Origin of the sequence: Halomonas sp. ATBC28, assembly GCF_005937175.1 — a bacterium.
GTDB classification, from domain to species: Bacteria; Pseudomonadota; Gammaproteobacteria; order Pseudomonadales; family Halomonadaceae; genus Vreelandella; species Vreelandella titanicae.
Map to the genome: position 1 here is coordinate 297,398 of NZ_VCQL01000002.1, position 17,619 is coordinate 315,016.

General features: G+C 56.7%; 17 protein-coding genes. 4 read left to right on the forward strand and 13 right to left on the reverse strand.

Annotated elements, in window-relative coordinates; genetic code table 11:
• The first annotated feature begins 87 nt into the window (after positions 1-87).
• A complete protein-coding gene (locus E0L35_RS03400) occupies positions 88-1,002 on the forward strand; it encodes a helix-turn-helix domain-containing protein (protein WP_138799591.1) in 915 nt (304 codons plus the stop codon).
• On the opposite strand, the gene E0L35_RS03405 is transcribed toward E0L35_RS03400, so the two are convergent.
• From E0L35_RS03405 to E0L35_RS03465, 13 genes are all read right to left on the reverse strand, one after another.
• On the reverse strand, positions 995-2,446 hold the full coding sequence (locus tag E0L35_RS03405) for an aldehyde dehydrogenase (protein ID WP_138799592.1): 1,452 nt from the start codon (positions 2,444-2,446) through the stop codon (positions 995-997). The genes E0L35_RS03400 and E0L35_RS03405 overlap by 8 nt on opposite strands.
• Before the next feature lie 28 nt (positions 2,447-2,474).
• Positions 2,475-3,764: a TRAP transporter large permease gene (locus E0L35_RS03410; protein WP_138799593.1), complete on the reverse strand. Its 1,290-nt coding sequence runs from the start codon at positions 3,762-3,764 to the stop codon at positions 2,475-2,477.
• Positions 3,754-4,299: a TRAP transporter small permease subunit gene (locus E0L35_RS03415; protein WP_138799594.1), complete on the reverse strand. Its 546-nt coding sequence runs from the start codon at positions 4,297-4,299 to the stop codon at positions 3,754-3,756. Before E0L35_RS03415 ends, E0L35_RS03410 begins: the two co-directional genes overlap by 11 nt.
• Positions 4,300-4,305: 6 nt before the next feature.
• Complete coding sequence (locus E0L35_RS03420; protein WP_138799595.1) at positions 4,306-5,337, reverse strand: TRAP transporter substrate-binding protein; 1,032 nt, start codon at positions 5,335-5,337, stop codon at positions 4,306-4,308.
• Between the two features lie 321 nt (positions 5,338-5,658).
• Positions 5,659-6,291, reverse strand: coding sequence for a protocatechuate 3,4-dioxygenase subunit alpha (gene pcaG, locus E0L35_RS03425; protein ID WP_171051101.1), 633 nt, complete (start codon positions 6,289-6,291; stop codon positions 5,659-5,661).
• A 17-nt stretch (positions 6,292-6,308) separates the two neighbouring features.
• The gene (gene pcaH, locus E0L35_RS03430; RefSeq protein WP_138799596.1) at positions 6,309-7,040 is read right to left on the reverse strand and encodes a protocatechuate 3,4-dioxygenase subunit beta; all 732 of its coding nucleotides are present in this window, start codon (positions 7,038-7,040) and stop codon (positions 6,309-6,311) included.
• 104 nt (positions 7,041-7,144) lie between these two features.
• Positions 7,145-8,092 carry a pca operon transcription factor PcaQ gene (gene pcaQ / locus E0L35_RS03435; protein WP_138799597.1) on the reverse strand — a complete coding sequence of 316 codons (948 nt, stop codon included), beginning with the start codon at positions 8,090-8,092 and terminating at the stop codon, positions 7,145-7,147.
• Positions 8,093-8,155: 63 nt separating this feature from the next.
• Positions 8,156-9,334: an alpha/beta fold hydrolase gene (locus E0L35_RS03440; protein ID WP_138799598.1), complete on the reverse strand. Its 1,179-nt coding sequence runs from the start codon at positions 9,332-9,334 to the stop codon at positions 8,156-8,158.
• A gap of 10 nt (positions 9,335-9,344) precedes the next feature.
• Entirely contained in the window at positions 9,345-10,547 is a 1,203-nt protein-coding gene (gene pcaF / locus E0L35_RS03445; protein ID WP_138799629.1) for a 3-oxoadipyl-CoA thiolase, read from the reverse strand.
• A 26-nt stretch (positions 10,548-10,573) separates the two neighbouring features.
• A complete protein-coding gene (locus E0L35_RS03450; RefSeq protein WP_349304628.1) occupies positions 10,574-11,341 on the reverse strand; it encodes a CoA-transferase subunit beta in 768 nt (255 codons plus the stop codon).
• Positions 11,342-11,346: 5 nt separating this feature from the next.
• On the reverse strand, positions 11,347-12,177 hold the full coding sequence (locus E0L35_RS03455) for a CoA-transferase (protein ID WP_138799600.1): 831 nt from the start codon (positions 12,175-12,177) through the stop codon (positions 11,347-11,349).
• Between the two features lie 175 nt (positions 12,178-12,352).
• Positions 12,353-13,681: an adenylosuccinate lyase family protein gene (locus tag E0L35_RS03460; RefSeq protein WP_138799601.1), complete on the reverse strand. Its 1,329-nt coding sequence runs from the start codon at positions 13,679-13,681 to the stop codon at positions 12,353-12,355.
• 198 nt (positions 13,682-13,879) lie between these two features.
• The gene (locus E0L35_RS03465; RefSeq protein WP_138799602.1) at positions 13,880-14,545 is read right to left on the reverse strand and encodes a TetR/AcrR family transcriptional regulator; all 666 of its coding nucleotides are present in this window, start codon (positions 14,543-14,545) and stop codon (positions 13,880-13,882) included.
• Positions 14,546-14,713: 168 nt separating this feature from the next.
• Between E0L35_RS03465 and E0L35_RS03470 the strand changes: the two genes are divergently transcribed.
• The 3 genes from E0L35_RS03470 to E0L35_RS03480 all read left to right on the forward strand — a co-directional run bounded on the left by E0L35_RS03470 (position 14,714) and on the right by E0L35_RS03480 (position 17,607).
• The gene (locus tag E0L35_RS03470) at positions 14,714-15,760 is read left to right on the forward strand and encodes a DctP family TRAP transporter solute-binding subunit (RefSeq protein ID WP_138799603.1); all 1,047 of its coding nucleotides are present in this window, start codon (positions 14,714-14,716) and stop codon (positions 15,758-15,760) included.
• Positions 15,761-15,847: 87 nt separating this feature from the next.
• A complete protein-coding gene (locus tag E0L35_RS03475; protein WP_039857768.1) occupies positions 15,848-16,345 on the forward strand; it encodes a TRAP transporter small permease in 498 nt (165 codons plus the stop codon).
• Complete coding sequence (locus tag E0L35_RS03480) at positions 16,342-17,607, forward strand: TRAP transporter large permease (protein WP_171051102.1); 1,266 nt, start codon at positions 16,342-16,344, stop codon at positions 17,605-17,607. The genes E0L35_RS03475 and E0L35_RS03480 overlap by 4 nt, the downstream gene beginning before the upstream one ends.
• Positions 17,608-17,619 lie beyond the last annotated feature (12 nt).

Sequence of the window (17,619 nt, forward strand, 5' to 3'; positions counted from 1 at the left end):
ACGATGCGCATAATAAGGCATGAATGGAACAGTTAATTGGACTTTCCAAGCGTTATGGCACGACATTAGTCGCATGAGGAGCAGCGCGTGAAAACAGCAACGACAACCCATGTTCCCGTGTTCAAGCTATACGGTGAAACCCAGCACTGGCCGACGCCGGACTTATTACACTGTGAGTCAATTCCCGAGCGCAGCCGTCTGCATGATTGGCGCATTCGCCCTCACCGGCATGTTGATTTAGTGCATATTCTATTTATCAGCCACGGCAGCCTTGAACTAGAGCTTGAAGGAGCTAAACAACGCCTTGAAGGCGCGGTAACTATTATTGTGCCCGCGATGGCCATCCATGGTTTTCATTTTTCTCCCGATATCGGCGGTCACATTATTACCCTGGCGAAGCCGTTGGCCGATCACCTTAACGAGCTAATGGGTGAAAGCAGTGCGCTACGCAAAGCCGACTTTCTTCGCCTTAATCAGCCCGCTAACACCCAGCGCATTGCAACGTTAATCGACCAAATTGACCAGGAGTACCGCCAGCCCGCTCCTGGACGAAACCGGTTGCTTGAAGCGCTGGTACAGGCGTTAGTTGTAGAGTTATCGCGTCTTACCGATTATCCTGACAGGCCTGCAAAGCGCCATGGCCCCCGCCAGTACGATAAGGGGCGCATGCTTCTTGAGAACTTCCAAGCGCTGATCGAAGCTCATTACCGTGAACAGCCAAGCATTGAACAGTTAGCCGAGCAGATAGGTGTGAGCAGCGCACACTTGAACCTGCTATGCCGCCAACTTGCCGGGCGTAGCGCCCTTCAATTACTGCATGAACGCCTACTGCTGGAAGCCAAGCGCCAGCTTACCTACACCAATATGACCATTGGTGAGGTTTCCGACAGCTTAGGCTTCTCAGAACCGGCTTACTTCACGCGCTTTTTTAAGCGCAATACCGCCCTTTCACCAAGGGATTTTCGGCTACGGCAAATGGCGGCTAACGAATCCACTAAATAGGATAGTGTCGCGGCCCGATCTGCATGGTCATCCAGCGCAGTTCGGTGAACTCTTCAATGCCTGCTTTACCACCAAAGCGCCCGTAGCCGCTGGATTTGACGCCGCCGAAAGGCATTTGCGGCTCATCATGTACCGTGGGGGCATTGATATGGCAGATACCCGTTTGTAAGCGCCCTGCCACTTTCATGGCGCGTGCGCTATCGCGGCTAAACACCGCTGATGAGAGGCCGTACTCGCTATCGTTGGCGATGCGCACTGCCTCTTCTTCGCCGTTAACGCGAATCACCGCCACGATAGGACCAAACGACTCTTCGCTATACAGCCGCATATCACTGGTGACACCATCGATGACCGTGGCCTGCATCACCACCCCTTGCGCTTTTCCGCCAGCGGCTAAGTGCGCGCCTTGCGTCACGGCATCATCAATCAGGCTATTTAGTTTCTCACCTGACTGCGCGTTAATTAACGTGCCCAGGGTGTTGCTCTCATCACGCGGGTCGCCTGCTTTTAACACCCGAGCGCGCTCAGCAAACTTCTCCACGAAAGCATCTGCCACCTGGTTATCAACAATGACACGTTCGGTGGACATGCAGATCTGGCCTTGGTTAAAGAACGCGCCAAAAATCGCTGCGTCCACGGCGGCATCGATATCCGCATCATCCAATACCACAAACGGTGCCTTGCCACCCAACTCAAGCAACACGGGCTTCAACTGTTTGGCCGCTTGCTCGGCAATGATTTTGCCTACACCAGTGGAGCCAGTGAAGTTAATCCGGCGTACCGCAGGGTGGGCAATCAACGCGCTTACGACATCAGCGGCGTTATCCGGTGCATTGGTAATCACATTGACGATACCGTCGCCAAATCCCGCTTCCTGCAACACTTCACCAATCAAGTGATGCGTCGCCGGGCACTGCTCGGAAGCTTTCAAAATAACGGTGTTGCCGCAGGCCAAGGGCGTAGCGATGGCTCGAGTACCTAAAATAATCGGCGCATTCCAGGGCGCAATACCGACCACAACGCCACAGGGAACACGCACGCCCATCGCCATACTGTCAGGTACGTTCGAGGGGATGATATCGCCCTGGATTTGCGTGGTTAACGCTGCAGCTTCACGCAATACATCGGCGGCCACCTTGACGTTAAACCCAGCCCAACCCGGCGTGGCCCCAGTCTCATCAATCATACGATCAATAAAATCGCCCTGACGCGCTTCCATCAGCTCAGCCGCTTTTAGCAATTTGGCGCGCCGTTCGCCTGGGCCTGTTTGCGACCATTTATCAAACGCCCGGCCAGCCGCGTCGGCAGCCGCATTTGCATCACCTACGCTTGCTGCCGCCGCCGTGGTGACAACCTCGCCACTCAACGGATTCGCTCGGGTAAAAGTGGCCTCTTGCTCAGCGGCTTTTGCTTCACCCGCGGACAATAGCTGAATAGTGACCATGGCATTAACTCCTTGTAATAAAACCAGCCTAGAGCAGAAACAGCGTGCTCAAAATCGGGAAAGCGATTAGCAGTGCCAGGCGTATTAAGTCAGACACCACAAAGGGCGCGACGCCTTTAAAAATCTCCCCCAGCCCAACATGCGGCGCCATCGCTTTAATCACAAACACGTTCATCCCCACTGGAGGGGTCATCAGCCCCAGCTCTACCGTCAAAACAGTCAGAATACCGAACCATACAGGGTCAATGCCCATCGCCTGAATGATCGGGTAAACCACAGGCACGGTGATTACTAGCATGGCGATGGAGTCCATAAACATGCCCAGCACAAAGTAGAGCGCCAGGATGCACAGCACCACAACGAGCGGTGTGAGATCCATGCCGTAGAGCATGTCAGTAATCGAAAACGAAATACGCGATACCGAGATGAAGTAACCCAGCGTTTCAGCCCCTACCAACATAAAGAACACCACCGCAGAGAGCGCCAGCGTTTCCTGTACGCTGCGCCACAGCTGGGCACTGCGCATGCCTTTCACGAGGGCGTAAATCAGTGTGGCAAATGCCCCTACGCTGGCCCCTTCGGTGGGGGTAAAGGCACCAAAATAGATACCTAAAATCATCACCAGGAAAACGCCAAAGAACGGTATTAAGCCAGTGAGCGACACCAGCTTCTCTTTCCAGGGCGTTGGCTCTCCTGCCACCGCTAGAGAGGGACGCAACCGCATGACAACGGAGATCGTCAGCGCGTACATCACCAAGCCCAACAGGCCAGGAATTAACCCCGCCATAAACATATCGCCCACCGACTGCTCGGTGAGAATGGCATAGATCAAGAGCGCAATACTGGGTGGAATCATAATGCCCAGCGTGCCGCCTGCAGCAAGCGCCCCGGTGGCCAACCCACGGTGATAGCCATAGCGCTCCATTTCCGGCAGCGCTACCCGGGTCATGGTGCTCGCCGTCGCCAGCGATGAACCGGAAATAGCAGAGAAGATGCCACAAGAGCCAATGGCCGCAATCGCCAAGCCCCCCTTCCAGCCGCCGCAAATGGTACGTGTTGAATCAAACAGCTTTCCGGCCATGCCAGAATGGGCAGCCAAAACGCCCATCAAAATAAACATCGGTACGGCGCTGAAGCTGTAGTTGGAAAGCACCTCTACGGGTACCGTTTTAAGCTGTGCAATTGCCGCATCCCAACTGACGATTTGGGCAAACCCCACCACGCCGACAATGAGCATGGTTAACGCTACTGGGACACGCAGGATCATCAGTACCAGCAAACACCCAAGACCAATAGCGCCAATCGCTTCACTCCCCATGAGCAGCCTCCTCGCCCTTGCCATAAAGAATGCCTAGCAAGGCATGGATAAAGCTGCGTAACCCCAGTAGTAAACTGAGCACGGCTGCCAGCTGATAAATGGGCCCCATGGGCAGTCGCAGATCCTGGGTGGTAGTGCCATGCCGGGCAGCCGCCGCTGCTGAGGCCCATAAACCTACAAATAAAATTAATCCCAGCGCCATAAAGCCAAGAAAATAGAGACCTTGTAAGCGGTTTTTAATGGTTTGGGGCAAGCGGTGTGAAAAGGCTTCTACCACCACTTGGCTCTTCTCAACGTTCGCGGACATTGCCGCTAGTAAAGCAAACAGCATTAAATAGCTAACTAACTCCACGCTTCCTGACACGCGTAACGAAATAGCGCCTTCCGTCACGCGGGCAAGGTAGCGAGTACTTACATCGGCAATTGTGACTGCCAGTAAGCCAATCAGCGCTATTCCGGCAATCAAACGACAAATAAGGGCCAGCCAATGGCTGGCCCTGTTGAGAATATGCTGAAAGTGGAGAGTCGACTGCATAACACCTTATCCCTGTTGGGTACCACAAGACTCGCTCGCTGCTAGTGCAGCTTCATACACCTCACGGGCTTGGCTCAAACCGCGCTCTTCTAACTGCGTTAAGTAGTTTTCAATACCGGTTTGCAGCGGCTCCTGCCAGTCTGGGTGCTCAAGCGGGTTTTCGATTTCACGGATGGTGTGGCCCGCATCAACCGCTTCCTGCTTGCCTTCCACATCTAGACGGTCAAACACTTCACCGGCCTTTTCAGCCCACTTCATGCCTGAATTATTGTCGATGACCGCCTGCTGCTCGGGAGATAAGCCTTCATAAGCGCGTTGATTCATGGTGGCGACAAAGATCAGCGTATAGAACGGTACTTCGGTGTGATAACTGACTAACTCATTAACGCGAAAACCTTTTAAGCCTTCCCAGGGGAAGCTTAGGCCATCAATAACGCCGCGCTGCATGGAGGTATAGATATCTGGTGCTGGCATACCCACTGGGCTTGCACCCATGTTTTCGAGCATTTCACCCGCGACAGCAGTGGGGCGGCGAATACGTAGCCCTTGCAGGTCAGCAGGCGTTTGCACATCAGTATCGATGGTGTGAATGCCGCCAGGCCCCGTGGTAAACATAAACAGCGGGCGGGTATCTTCGTATTCGCTATCCAAATGACCGTCGTCGTAAAGCGTTTGCAGTACACACGCCCCTTGCGTTGCCGTACTCGCTACCCCAGGCAGTTCAACGATCTGTGACAGCGGGAAGCGGCCAGCGGTGTAGCCCTGTGCCGTGGCACCAATATCGGCAATACCGTTGGCGGCGGCTTCATAAATGGAATCCGGTTTGGCTAAGGTACCGGCGGGAAACATTTGGATCGATAGCTCGCCGCCGGACTCTTCGGCCACGGTATCAGCCCAGGCCTGCAGAACATCTTCATTAACGCCAGAGGGGCCAGGCCAAAAGTGCGCCATACGCAGGGTGGTTTCCGCTTGAACCGAACTGATGCCAAGACCCGCAATAGCGGTCGCCAACAGGCACCGGGATAGGGTTATTTTCATGGGGTACTCCAGGACTTTTGTTAGATTATTATAAGTTCGCATAACGAATACTAGTTCGCTCTAAAAGGCCAGATTAGTCCACTCTAGCGCCTAGAGCTAATCGACATTCGTCTATGGTGAAACGCAGTCAAACCACGCTTACCCTAAACCCACGCCGATGCCCCCAGTGTTACGACTCATCAGCGCATTCAGTAAGGCACATTGGCAGCATTAAATTGGACTTTTCCAACATCTATCCCCGACCATGGTCTTAACTCAATAAAAAAGCGCTACTCAGTAATGAGCAACGCTTTTTGTTCTGACTTCACCTGATTAGAACGGTTAAAAATCAAAAAATACCGTTTCACCTTCGCCCTGCAAACGAATATCCAGCCGGTAACACACTTTGCCATCGACCTCTTCGCGCTTGGCGATCAGCGTTTGGCGGCGCGCCGGTGACTCGATCCGCGAAAGCACCGGGCATTGGGCGTTGGCTTCAGCTTCATCTTCAAAATAGAGCCGTGTTTGCAGGTGAATGTTCACCCCTCGGGCAAACAGCGTCAGGTTAATGTGCGGGGCCATTAGCTGGCCGCTGGGGTGCTTCACTGCGCCGGGTTTGATGGTGGTTAGCGACCACTCGCTGCCGTGATCGAAGGTGGTAGCGGTGCGGCCAAAGCTATTAAACGGCTTTTTTAGATCGTAATCGGCTTGGTAGTCGCCATTAGCATCGGCCTGCCATGCTTCAACAAAAGCATCGCGCACCAGGTCGCCGTTGCCATCGATGACGATACCCACCACTTCGATATGCTCGCCTTCGGCGTCGGGCTTGGCCATCTCGTTCCAGATCTCTTCATTCCGCACGGGATTGCCCGCTGCCGCGAGAGCAAGCCCGATATGCACATAGGGGCCAGCAGTTTGTGAGGCGGTTTCACGCAGCATCAATTCGCTGGTCGGCTGGCTGTTAGGCTGATTCATGATGTTGTCCCCTGCCCTTATTGATTTTCAAAATAGGTCTGCAGCTCGCCGCGCACCACCACATCAAAGCGATAGGCTAAGCAGTCCATCGGCTTGCTGTGAGCCATATCCAGTCGCCCAATCATGGTTTCCACCGCAAGCGGGTCTTTCAGCGTATGCACGATGGGGCAGAGGGGAATCAGTGGGTCGCCTTCAAAGTACATCTGGGTAATCAGCCGGGTGGAGATTGAAGGCCCGGTGACTGATACATGAATATGCGCGGGGCGCCAGCTGTTCATATCGTTAGGCCAAGGGTAGGGGCCGGGCTTAATAGTACGGAAGCGGTACATTCCCTGCTCATCGGTCAAACAGCGCCCCACTCCACCGAAATTAGGATCTAACGGCGCCAGATACTTATCGTTTTTATGCCGGTAGCGGCCACCCGCGTTGGCCTGCCACATCTCAACCAGGGTGTGGGGTATCGGCTTACCAAATTGATCGACCACTCGACCAAACATGATAATCCGCTCGCCCTGGGGTAGCCCGCCCTGGCTTGGGTCCTGGCGAAAGTTCAGCAGCAGGTCGTTATCGTGGGGCCTCATGCGTAGGTGGCTGAAATCCGGGCCGGTCAACTCAGATGCCGTGGGCTGCTGCATACTTACCAGCGCCTGCTGGGGCGAGCGCGCCACCGAGGTCTTATAGCCCGGCGCATAGGCAGGTGGATGCCAGTTGCGGTCACGGGCTACAAAGCGTTTATTGTCATTTTGCATATGGATATCTCGCTAAGCTAAACAGGTGGACGTAATGTCCTACTTAGAGAGTGTCCTTTTTAACGCTCGAGCTGACTATTGATAACTTATCTTACCCTCATAACCTATTGGTTATGGTTTTTATCACGATGCCCTGCCACCACGTCAGCAGCGACTTCACGCAGCGCTTCACAAAACGCCTCGGCGGCAAGCGTGGGACGCAGTGAGCGATTACTACATATCCCAACGGAGCCACCATGCTGCTCCAGGGGCAGCGCCAGCTCGCACAGCTCGCTGCTCCCAATTACGGTGCGTACTGCTTCTTCCGGTGCTATCCAAATGGCATCGCCGGTTAGCGCATAGCGCTGGCCAAGTGCCAGCGAAAGCGTCTCAATGCGCTGAGGTGGCAGTACAATGGCATGCCGAACACAGAAGCTATCGACTTGGTGGCGCAGCGTAGTTTGCGGCGGTGGGACAACCCAAGGGTAGGTGCTGATGCTTTCGGCGGTGAGCGTTGGCAGTGCCAAGAGAGGATGATTATGGCGGACGACCAGTTGGAGGCGTTCGTAGTAGAGGTGTTCAAAACTCAGGTCATGGATTTCCCGAGCCTCGGTCATTCGCCCGACCACAACATCCAGCTCCCCACGACGTAAACGAGAAAGCAAAAAGGCGCTGGTACCCGTTAGCACCTGCGCCCCCCGCTCGGTCGTGGTATTGGATTGCCAGCGCTGCAGTGCCTCAGGTACTAATTGGCTTTCTACGGTAGAAAGTGCCCCAATACGTAGCCAGTCAGCACCTTTTTGCTGTGATTGGAGGGCATCCACGCCCTCTTCCAAGGCACGTACCGCCGGCCCCGCATGGCGAAGTAGCGTGAGCCCCGCTTGGCTGAGTGAAACGCCAAGCGGGGTGCGCTCAAACAGAGAAACGGCAAGCGTATCTTCCAGCTCACGGATGGTTTTAGAGATACCCGGCTGGCTAATGGCGAGCCGTTCAGCGGCGCGGGCAAAACTGCGCTGGCGCGCCACCTCAAGAAACGCCTGTAGATGACGCAGCTTAATCCGTGCGTTCAGCATAAAAAAACATCCTCATAACCTTTAGGTTATGAGGATAGCGTGTCAGAACATCACCGGCGAGCGTTAACTCAACGACTCACCCCAACCCAGCTCTTTAGCCAAGGCAAAAGCATGATTGGCTGCCGGGACGCCGCCGTAAATCGCCACATGCATCAACACTTGGCGCAGCTCAGCCTGGGTTAGGCCAATCCGCTTGGCGGTTTTCAAGTGCAGCATTAACTCTTCACGGCCAAGCGCGGCGAGAATCCCGGTGGTGATCATGCTGCGCTCGCGCCGCGTGAGATCATCATTGCTCCACAGCTCGCCCCAGGCCAGGCGAGTAATCATCTGTTGGAAGGGCGCGTCCAAGCTGTTGGCGTTGGCGGTGGAGCGCGCCACGTGCTCTTCGCCCAACACCTGCTTGCGGGTCTCTAGGCCAGTGGCGTAAGCAACGCCGTGGTTGGCCACGTCGCCTAAATCAGTCGCCAATACGGCTAGTAGTTTTTCAGCAAATAGTGCCGGGGCTTCTACCGCAGGCACATGACCCACGCCGTCAAAAATCTCTAGCGGTGCGTCATCGAACTCCGCTGCCAGGGCTTCCAGCGTCGCGGGCGGCGTGGCCATATCTTCGCTGCCACCAAATAACTGCACCTTAACGTTCTTAGCAGCTAATTTGCCGGTGAACGTATCGCGGCCGAGCATCTCACACAGCTGAGCGTAGGACTCATCGTCGCCACGGCCCATTTGGATGCACCAGCCCGCTTTCAGCGCCGGGCTTGCCTCAAAGGCTGCCGGGGCAAACCAGCGCGGCACAATCTCTTGGGACATCGCCGCCAAACCTTCCTGACGTACGCGGCCTGCACGGGTGTTCCAGAGATCCGGATTACCAATCACTGCGCCGGTGTTGGTCAGCGTAGCGGAGAGCAAGCGGTCGCTATGCGCAGCAATCAACTGTTGGCCGACGACACCGCCAATGGACGTCCCGGCAAAGTGGAAGCGCTGTGCGCCCGCAAGTTCCACCAATGCCAAGGCCTCGGCGGCTAGGTCTGCGGGAGTGATTTGTTCGCCGCTCACCGCTTGACTGGCACCGTGGCCAGGCAGATCCCAGGTCAATACTCGGTAACGAGACAGCAGCGCGGGAATCACGTCATCCCACACCGCTTGGCTCATGCCCAGGGGGTGCGCCAGCACCACCAGAGGATTGCTTTCAGCGCCGAGCAGCCGGTAGGCCACGCTGCGGCCATTGATTGTGTGAAATGCCATAAAGCCTCCGTTAAACCCGCTCAATCAGCGTTGCGATACCTTGGCCAACACCTACACACATGGTGCACAGCGCGTAGCGCTTGCCGCTGTTTTGCAGCTCATGGGCAGCGGTCATTAACAGGCGCGCACCGGACATGCCCAGCGGGTGCCCCAGCGCAATCGCGCCACCGTTGGGGTTAACCCGTGGGTCGTCGTCTTTAAGACCCAGGTCGCGCATACAGGCTAACGCCTGGGCGGCGAACGCTTCGTTAAACTCAAACACATCGATCTCATCCATCGAGATGCCGGTGCGCTTGAGTAGCTTCTGCACTGCCGGTACCGGGCCATAGCCCATAATGCGCGGCTCAACGCCTGCCGTGGCCATGCCGATGATTTTCGCCATCGGCTTAAGACCATGCTGTTTAACCGCCGCTTCGCTGGCCACCAGCATCGCCGCCGCACCGTCGTTGACGCCAGAAGCGTTGCCCGCGGTAACGCTGCCGCCTTCACGGAAGGGCGTGGGCAAACCTGCCAGTTTTTCCAACGTGGTTTCCCGCAGATGCTCATCCTGGTCAAAGATCAGCGGCTCCTGCTTGCGGCGCGGGATCTCGATGGCGGTGATCTCTTGGGCAAAGCGCCTCGCTTTTTGGGCAGCCGCGGCTTTCTGCTGGGAGCGCAGGGCAAAGGCGTCCTGGTCTTCCCGCGAGATATTGAACTGCTCGGCGACGTTCTCTGCGGTCTCCGGCATGGAATCGATACCGTAGGCTTTCTTCATCAGCGGGTTGACCAAGCGCCAGCCAATGGTGGTGTCTTCGAGTTTTTGATTGCGGGCGAAAGCGCTATCGGCCTTGCCCATCACGTAGGGCGCGCGAGACATGGACTCCACGCCGCCTGCCAGCGCCAGCTCCATCTCACCCGCTTTAATGGCGCGAAACGCGGTACCCACCGCATCCATACCCGAGCCGCACAGGCGGTTCATGGTGGTGCCGGGCACTGAGGTAGGAATGCCCGCCAGCAGCGACGACATCCGCGCCACGTTACGGTTATCTTCCCCGGCCTGGTTGGCGCAGCCCATAAAGACTTCTTCAATGGCGGCAGGGTCGAGATCCGGCGCTTCTGCCAGTACGGCTTTAAAAATCGTCGCGGCGAAATCATCTGGGCGTACGCTGGCCAGGGAGCCACCAAAACGTCCCACGGCGGTGCGGCGGGGATGACATAGAAAGACGTCTTGCATCACAACATCGCTCATAAATAGCTCCTTTATACGTCCGCGTGGGCCCGCTCAGTGCGTGCTTTCAGCTCACGCAAAATCGTCAGCTCATTTTCGCTGGGCTCTGGGGTGCTCTCAAGCTGCTCGGCAAAGCGGACTTCCCAGCCAGTGGCATCAACGACATCTTCACGGCTAACGCCAGGGTGCAGAGAGACGACTACCAGCTCTTTGGTCTCAGGGTCGGGCTTCATCACGCACAGGTCGGTGATTACCCGGGTGGGCCCCTTGCCGATATTGGGTACGTTGTCGCGGCCTTTGCCGTCGCGGCCAAAGCCTAGCGTGGTGACGAAGTCGACATCTTTTACAAAGGCGCGCTTGGAGTGCTTCAGGGTGATAAAGACTTCACCAGCATTGGTGGCAATTTCCGGCGCACCGCCGCCGCCCGGCAGACGAACCTTGGGCGCTTTGTAATCACCGATCAGCGTGGTATTCAGGTTAGCAAAGCGGTCGATTTGCGCGGTACCTAAAAAGCCCACGTCGACTTTGCCGCCCTGGAGCCAGTAGCGGAACATCTCCGGCACCGCCACGGTGGTCAGCGCTGATTCGCACAGCTCGCCATCACCAATAGATAACGGCAGAATATCGGGCTTGGTCTGCAGCGTACCGGACTCGTAAATCAGTACTACATCGGGGGCGTGGGTCAGCCGTGCCAGGTTGGCGGCTTCCGAGGGCAGCCCGATACCCACAAAGCAGGTCATGCCATTTTCCAGCGCCCGCGCGGCGGTCACCGACATCATTTCAGAAGAGGTGTATTCCAGACTCATTAGGCTTGGCCTCCCACATTATCGGCGGCATTAAAGACGTTGTCGTTGAGCCACTGGGTGAAGGTGTCGCGATCCCGAGCGATGGCATCCCACTCTTTATAGAAGCGGTTGCTGCGGCCGTAATAGCCGTGGGTATAGGAGGGCAATGCGCCTTTCTCGGCTACCGCGATGGCGCTGATAGCCCAACTGGGAATCACACAGGCGTTGGGGTGGGCGTTGAGGTCATCGACGATCTCCTCCACCGTGACGATACTGTGTTTGGCCGCCAGTACCGCCTCTTTCTGCACACCAACGATACCTTCTACCAGCACGTTGCCCTGACGATCCGCCCGCTGGGCGTGAATAATCGAGACGTCCGGGCGCACCGACGGCACGGCGGACAAGCGTTCGCCGGTAAACGGGCACTCGATGAATTTTATTTGATCGTTGACGCTGGGCAGCTCGCTGCCGATATAGCCGCGAAAAACCGCCAGCGGCAGTCCGGCGGCGCCCGCTTCAAAGGCGCAGGCCATGGCCGCGTGGCTGTGCTCCAGAATCTCGATCTTGCGCGGCCAGCCCTTCTCAACCGCATCACGCAGGCGGTGCAGCGAGCCGACACCGGGGTTACCGCCCCAGGAGAAGATGACTTTTTTGGCACAACCCGCACCGATCATTTGATCGTAAATAATATCGGGGGTCATACGGATCAGCGTCAGGTCACGCTTCTTCTGGCGGATCACTTCGTGACCGGCGGCAAACGGAATTAGATGGGTAAAACCTTCCATGGCCACGGTGGCGCCGTCTTCGACGTAGCGCGCTACCGCGTCATGCAAGCTGAGAAACTCGGCCATGATGGGTGCCTCTTAGCGATTAGCAGAAATGTTCGTTAAGCGAACATAGATCCTCTATACGAACAATCTACTGCTGAACGCTAATAGGGTCAAACCCATTGGTGCTTACCTAATTACCCTGCTGAATCCACCCACCACGCCAAACCTAAACGTAACGCTTTGTTTTTAAATACGCTTATTGCGCTGCTAACCATTTTTTGGCACGAGTGACCTGGGCGGCGCTGCTACCAAGGTATAAAGCGGGGTCGCAGGCGTTACTCAGCGCATCGGGGTCTACGGCCCCTTTCACCTCAGGATGCTCGGCCAGCACCTCTGAATAGGGGCGTGCTTCCCGGCGTGAGGTTTCAGCCGCTTCCGCGCTAACCGCTTTGGCTTTTTCCACGCCTAGCGTAGGTGCCAGCAAGCGTGCGACGGGCTCGGCCATAATGCCGCCACCGGTGGCCGCCAGGTTGCGCCACATGTTGTCGGGGTACACCTCAAGCCCCTCCAGCAGCACGGCCACCTGCTCTAGCGCGCCCTCTACCAGCAGAGCGCTCTCCATCAGCGGCGCCCACTCCGCATGCCACTCGCCTAGCCCGCGCTCCAGCGACTGGGCGGCGGCGTTGATCAACACGCTTGTGTGGCCATGCACTTGTCGCGCTGCACCGCGAATCAGCGCGCTGCGTACAGGGTTACGCTTATGAGGCATGGATGACGACTCCCCCATCCCTGGCGCGGAAGGTTCCGCCACTTCGCCGACTTCGGTTTGGGTGAGCAAAGACACATCCAGGGCGATTTTTTCAGCGGCCCCGGCGACAGCATCTAGCGCCGTGCCGAGGGCATGAATGGGGTAGCGGTCGGTATGCCAGGGCAGCACCGGCACCGCCAAGCCTAAACGCTCGGCTAGCGCGTCCATCCACTCAAGCCCGAGATTATCCCAACCCGAGTGCACCCCCACCGCGCCACCAAACTGCACGGGAAGCTCAACAGCGCTTAAACGGCGGCGCGCTTGCTCCAGGCCGATTGCCCAGTGAGCCACCTTCACCCCAAAGGTGATCGGCAGCGCCTGCTGCATTAAGGTGCGCCCCACCATGGGCGTGTCGATGTGAGTCTCCATAAGTGCTACCGCCGCCGAACGGCAGCGCAGCAGTAATTCATCCAGCGCCGCCAAGCGTGGCTTAAGTAGCAGCATCAGCGCAGAGTCGACCACGTCCTGGCTGGTCGCGCCTTGGTGCCAGTAGCGCTTGATCTCATCGGCGAGCAGCCCACGGCTCTGTTTAACGAAGGGAATCGCCACATTGCCTCCGCTGGCGATGCCCTCGGCGATCTCAGCGACATTAACGTTGGCGCACTCAAGCTGCTCACGCATTTGCTGGCTAACGCCACTAGGCACGGCTCCGCTGGCTTCCTGAACCTCGGCCAGAGCCAACTCAAAGGCCAGCATGGCACGCACCATGGCGTCATCGTCACACTCAGCAACGGCTCGCTGGCTCATGAAAGGGTGTTTTAAAAATGCAGAGGGCATGGCGGTAGGCTTCCTATTAACGCTGTCCTGAGCCTAAAAATAGCTCAAAAAGCATGGCTCAAGACAAAATTGTACATATGTTCGCTATTCGAACTGTACGTTAACTAGGTAGGCGTGAACTCACAAGCGTCGCCCTGCTTCGGAAGGCAAGCTTGCGGATCAACATGTGCTGACTCTTGACTACAATTGAGGCGTTGCTTATTCAGGACGCACGTAACGCAGCACCATCTCGGTAACATGCTCCTCTAATTTTTGCTGGTTCTCAGGCGCGGCTTGGTGCCAATCAAAAATCCGCGAAAAGGTGTGCTGGTTTGAGACATTGAAAAACGACAGCGCGCTAATCAGCCAGTGCAGTTCCCGAGGATCCAAGCCTTCACGAAAACAACCCTCTTCTACACCGCGGATATAGACGTTGGTGAGTACATCAATCACCCCGGCATTGAGTGATTGAATCAACTCTGACTGCGCTAAAAAGCGGCCATGATGAATATTTTCGATCATTACCAGGCGAATAAAGTCAGGGTTTTTGGCGTGGTGGCAGAAGGTAAAACGCACCAGTCGGCTAAGCGCCTCGAGCGGGGCCAGGTGGTCAAGATCCAGCTCGGCCTCCTGCAGGCGCACTTTCTGGTAGGCGGCTTCCAAGGTGTGTAGGTAGAGTGTCTCTTTATCATTAAAGTAGTAGTAAATCATGCGCTTAGAGGCGCGTGTTTTCTCGGCAATCTCATCGATCCGGGCCCCAGAGAGGCCTTTTTCTGAGAATTCGCGGGTAGCCACCGCAAGAATATCGGCGCGCACGGATTCGGGATCATTTTTACGCCGTCGCCGCGCGGCAGGGGGGTTGGCCTTGGTCGAAGGGGCTGTCATAGAGCGTGCCTTTTATTGTCGTGGTCGTCTTTTGTCTAGTATGCCATAGCTTGACTGAACGTACCATTTCGTACATTGTTACTCAGGAAAGGATGGAAGAGCCAAGCACGCCAAGACCGAAGGCTTCTCCAGACCCCATGACAACGGCCCAATAAGAGGACAACAACAATGTCTCTACACCCACTGTTTGCACTAAAACAAACGTCCATGAAGCGCACGCTAGCAGCCACCATCGCCGCTGCCACGCTAGTGACTGCCGCAAACGCCTCTGCCCAGACGCTACGCTTCGCCCACGTTGACCCAGATGACTGGACTACTTCGAAAAAAGGCGCAGCTGGTCAGGTGTTTAAAAACCTGGTGGAAGCCGAAACTGATCTCACCGTGGAGCTCTACCCCGCTGGCTCACTAGGCGGTGAAACCGAGCTGATTGAAGGCGCCCAGGATGGCACCATCAGCATTGCGATGGTCTCCGGCGCCTACGCTAATTTCTGCCCGGCGGTCGCCGTAACGGATATCCCTTACACCTTCCCGTCAGCGCCAGTGGCGTGGCAAGTAATGGACGGCGAGTTTGGTACAGCACTAGCCGAACACTGCTTGCAACAGACTGGCCTACGCACACTGGCTTACGGCGAAACGGGCTTCCGCCACTTCACCAACTCCGTGCGCCCGATCAACTCGCCTGAGGATATGCAGGGCCTGAAGTTCCGCGTGCAGACTATTCCGCTCTACTTGGAAATGGTCAGTGCTTTAGGTGGAGAGCCTCAGGGCATCGCCTGGGGAGAGGTGCCAACGGCCCTTGCCACCGGCGTAGTCGATGGCCAGGAGAACCCCATCTCAGTGATCTACGGCAATAACTTCTATGAGTTTCAGGATTATTTGACCCTGGATCGTCACGTTTACGGCGTGGATCACCTGCTGATCAACGATGAGATATTTCAGTCGCTTAGCGAAGAGGAGCAAGCCGCGGTGAAGCGCGCCGCTGTGGTCGCCGGCACTACCGGCCGTGCCATTCAGCAGTTCAATTCGGCAGAGGGGATCACCAAACTGGAAGCGGAGGGTATGGAGATCACCCAGCCCACTGCTGAGCAGATGGAGGCCTTCCGCGAAGCCGCCCAGCCACCGGTTCAGGCGTACCTGACAGAAGAACTTGGCGATGACGCAGAGTGGATCGAGCGCCTTTCTTCCGCTGTGGAAGAGGCTTCCGCGCGCTTCTAATCCCCGCCGAACCAAAGCGCTTGCGAGTGGGCCTTCGGAGGTTCACTCGCAACCCTGCGTGCCTGACTATCGATCGAAGGTGCTCTTATGTCTCCTCTTCTCGCCCGGTTACACCGCGGTCTGATCCTGTTCAATGGCAGCTTGGCAGGGCTTGCCATGGTGCTGATTTTTCTGCTGGTCGCAGGCAATGCCTTTGCGCGATACACCTTTGGCGGCTCCATTACCTGGGGAGAAGATACCGCCATCTACCTGATGATTTACGGGCTGATGTTTGGCATGTCCTGGGCGTACCTACAGGACAAGCACATCGGGTTTGACCTTATTCGTCGCTTGCTGCCGCCGCGCTGGGTGCGCTGGCAAGCCGTGGCTGTCGACCTAATAGTGCTAGTAGTGGGCATTGGCTTGATGGTGTCAGCCGTTGAGTTTATCGCCTCCCGCGGAGGCCGCACCTCGTCGAGCACAGGAATGCCAATGTGGCTGTTTCAAGCCTCCATGCTCATCGGTGGCGCGCTGCTCTGTCTCTCTGCACTGGTAATGGGCGCGCTGCGTCTGTGTGATCAGCGTGGTGAGGAGGCTTCATCATGATTTTTATACTACTTTTAGCCCTCGTACTGCTCGGGGTGCCGTTTGCCTTTGCCATCCTCGGCTCATTGACGGTGTTAATGAGTACCGGCGATTTGCCCTACCACATCCGTATCGTCTCGCAGCAGTTTTTCGGCGGTATGGAGTCCTTCCCACTGCTGGCCATACCGCTGTTTATTCTGGCCGGCGAGCTGATGAACGAAGCGGGTATCACCCATCGAATTATTAACCTGGCCACCGCCATTGTCGGCCGCCTAAAGGCGGGGCTGGCACACGTCAATATCTGGGCCTCGGTGATTTTTGCGGGTCTTTCCGGTTCGGCGATTGCCGACACCTCCGCGTTAGGGCGGGTGTTTATACCGTCAATGGAAAAAGAGGGCTACCCCCGGGATTTTGCCGCTGCGCTCACAGCTGCCTCTTCGGTCATTGGCCCGATTATTCCACCCAGTATTCCGGTGATTATCTATGCACTGACGGTGTCGGGTGTGTCGGTACCGGGACTGTTTTTGGCTGGTATCGTGCCGGGCTTTTTGCTGGCATTGGGGCTCTCCGTCTACGTCTACTTTTTTGCCGGTGACCTTGGCGCCACCCAGTCAAAACAGCAGTCGCGCCGCCACGCCCTTCTCCACGGCCTGCTGCCTGCGCTCATGCCAGTGTTTGTGGTCGGGGCCATTCTTTCCGGTATCGTCACGCCCACCGAGGCGGCAGCCTTTGCCGTGGTCTACGCGCTGATTCTGGGCGTGGTGCTCTACCGCAATATCAAACTGGTGAATCTGCCTGGCATCTTCGCCCGGGCCATGCGCGACAGCGCCGTGATCATGGTCATCATGGGGGCCGTTGCCGCAGCCAACTGGGTATTAACCTTCGAGCGCGTGCCCAACATGCTCACCGAGTGGGCGCTGATGAGCATCGACACCCAGTGGACTTTCCTGATTGCCGTCATTCTCCTGCTACTGGTGGTGGGGCTGTTTTTGGAGGGCATCGCGGCCATTTTGGTACTGGTACCCATCCTTCACCCCATCGCCATGGCGCTGGGTATCGACCCGCTGCACTTCGGCATCGTGGTGATCTTCAACCTGATGATGGGGCTGATCACACCGCCCATGGGGCTCTGCCTGTTTGTTGCCGACTCCGTCTCCGGCGTGGGAATGGGGCCGATTATCCGCCGCATTCTGCCGATGCTGGGCGTGCAGTTTTTGATTCTGCTGCTGATTACTTTCGTCCCCGCACTGGTCACCTTCCTGCCGCGACTGGCGGGTTACTGATGCTATTCAATG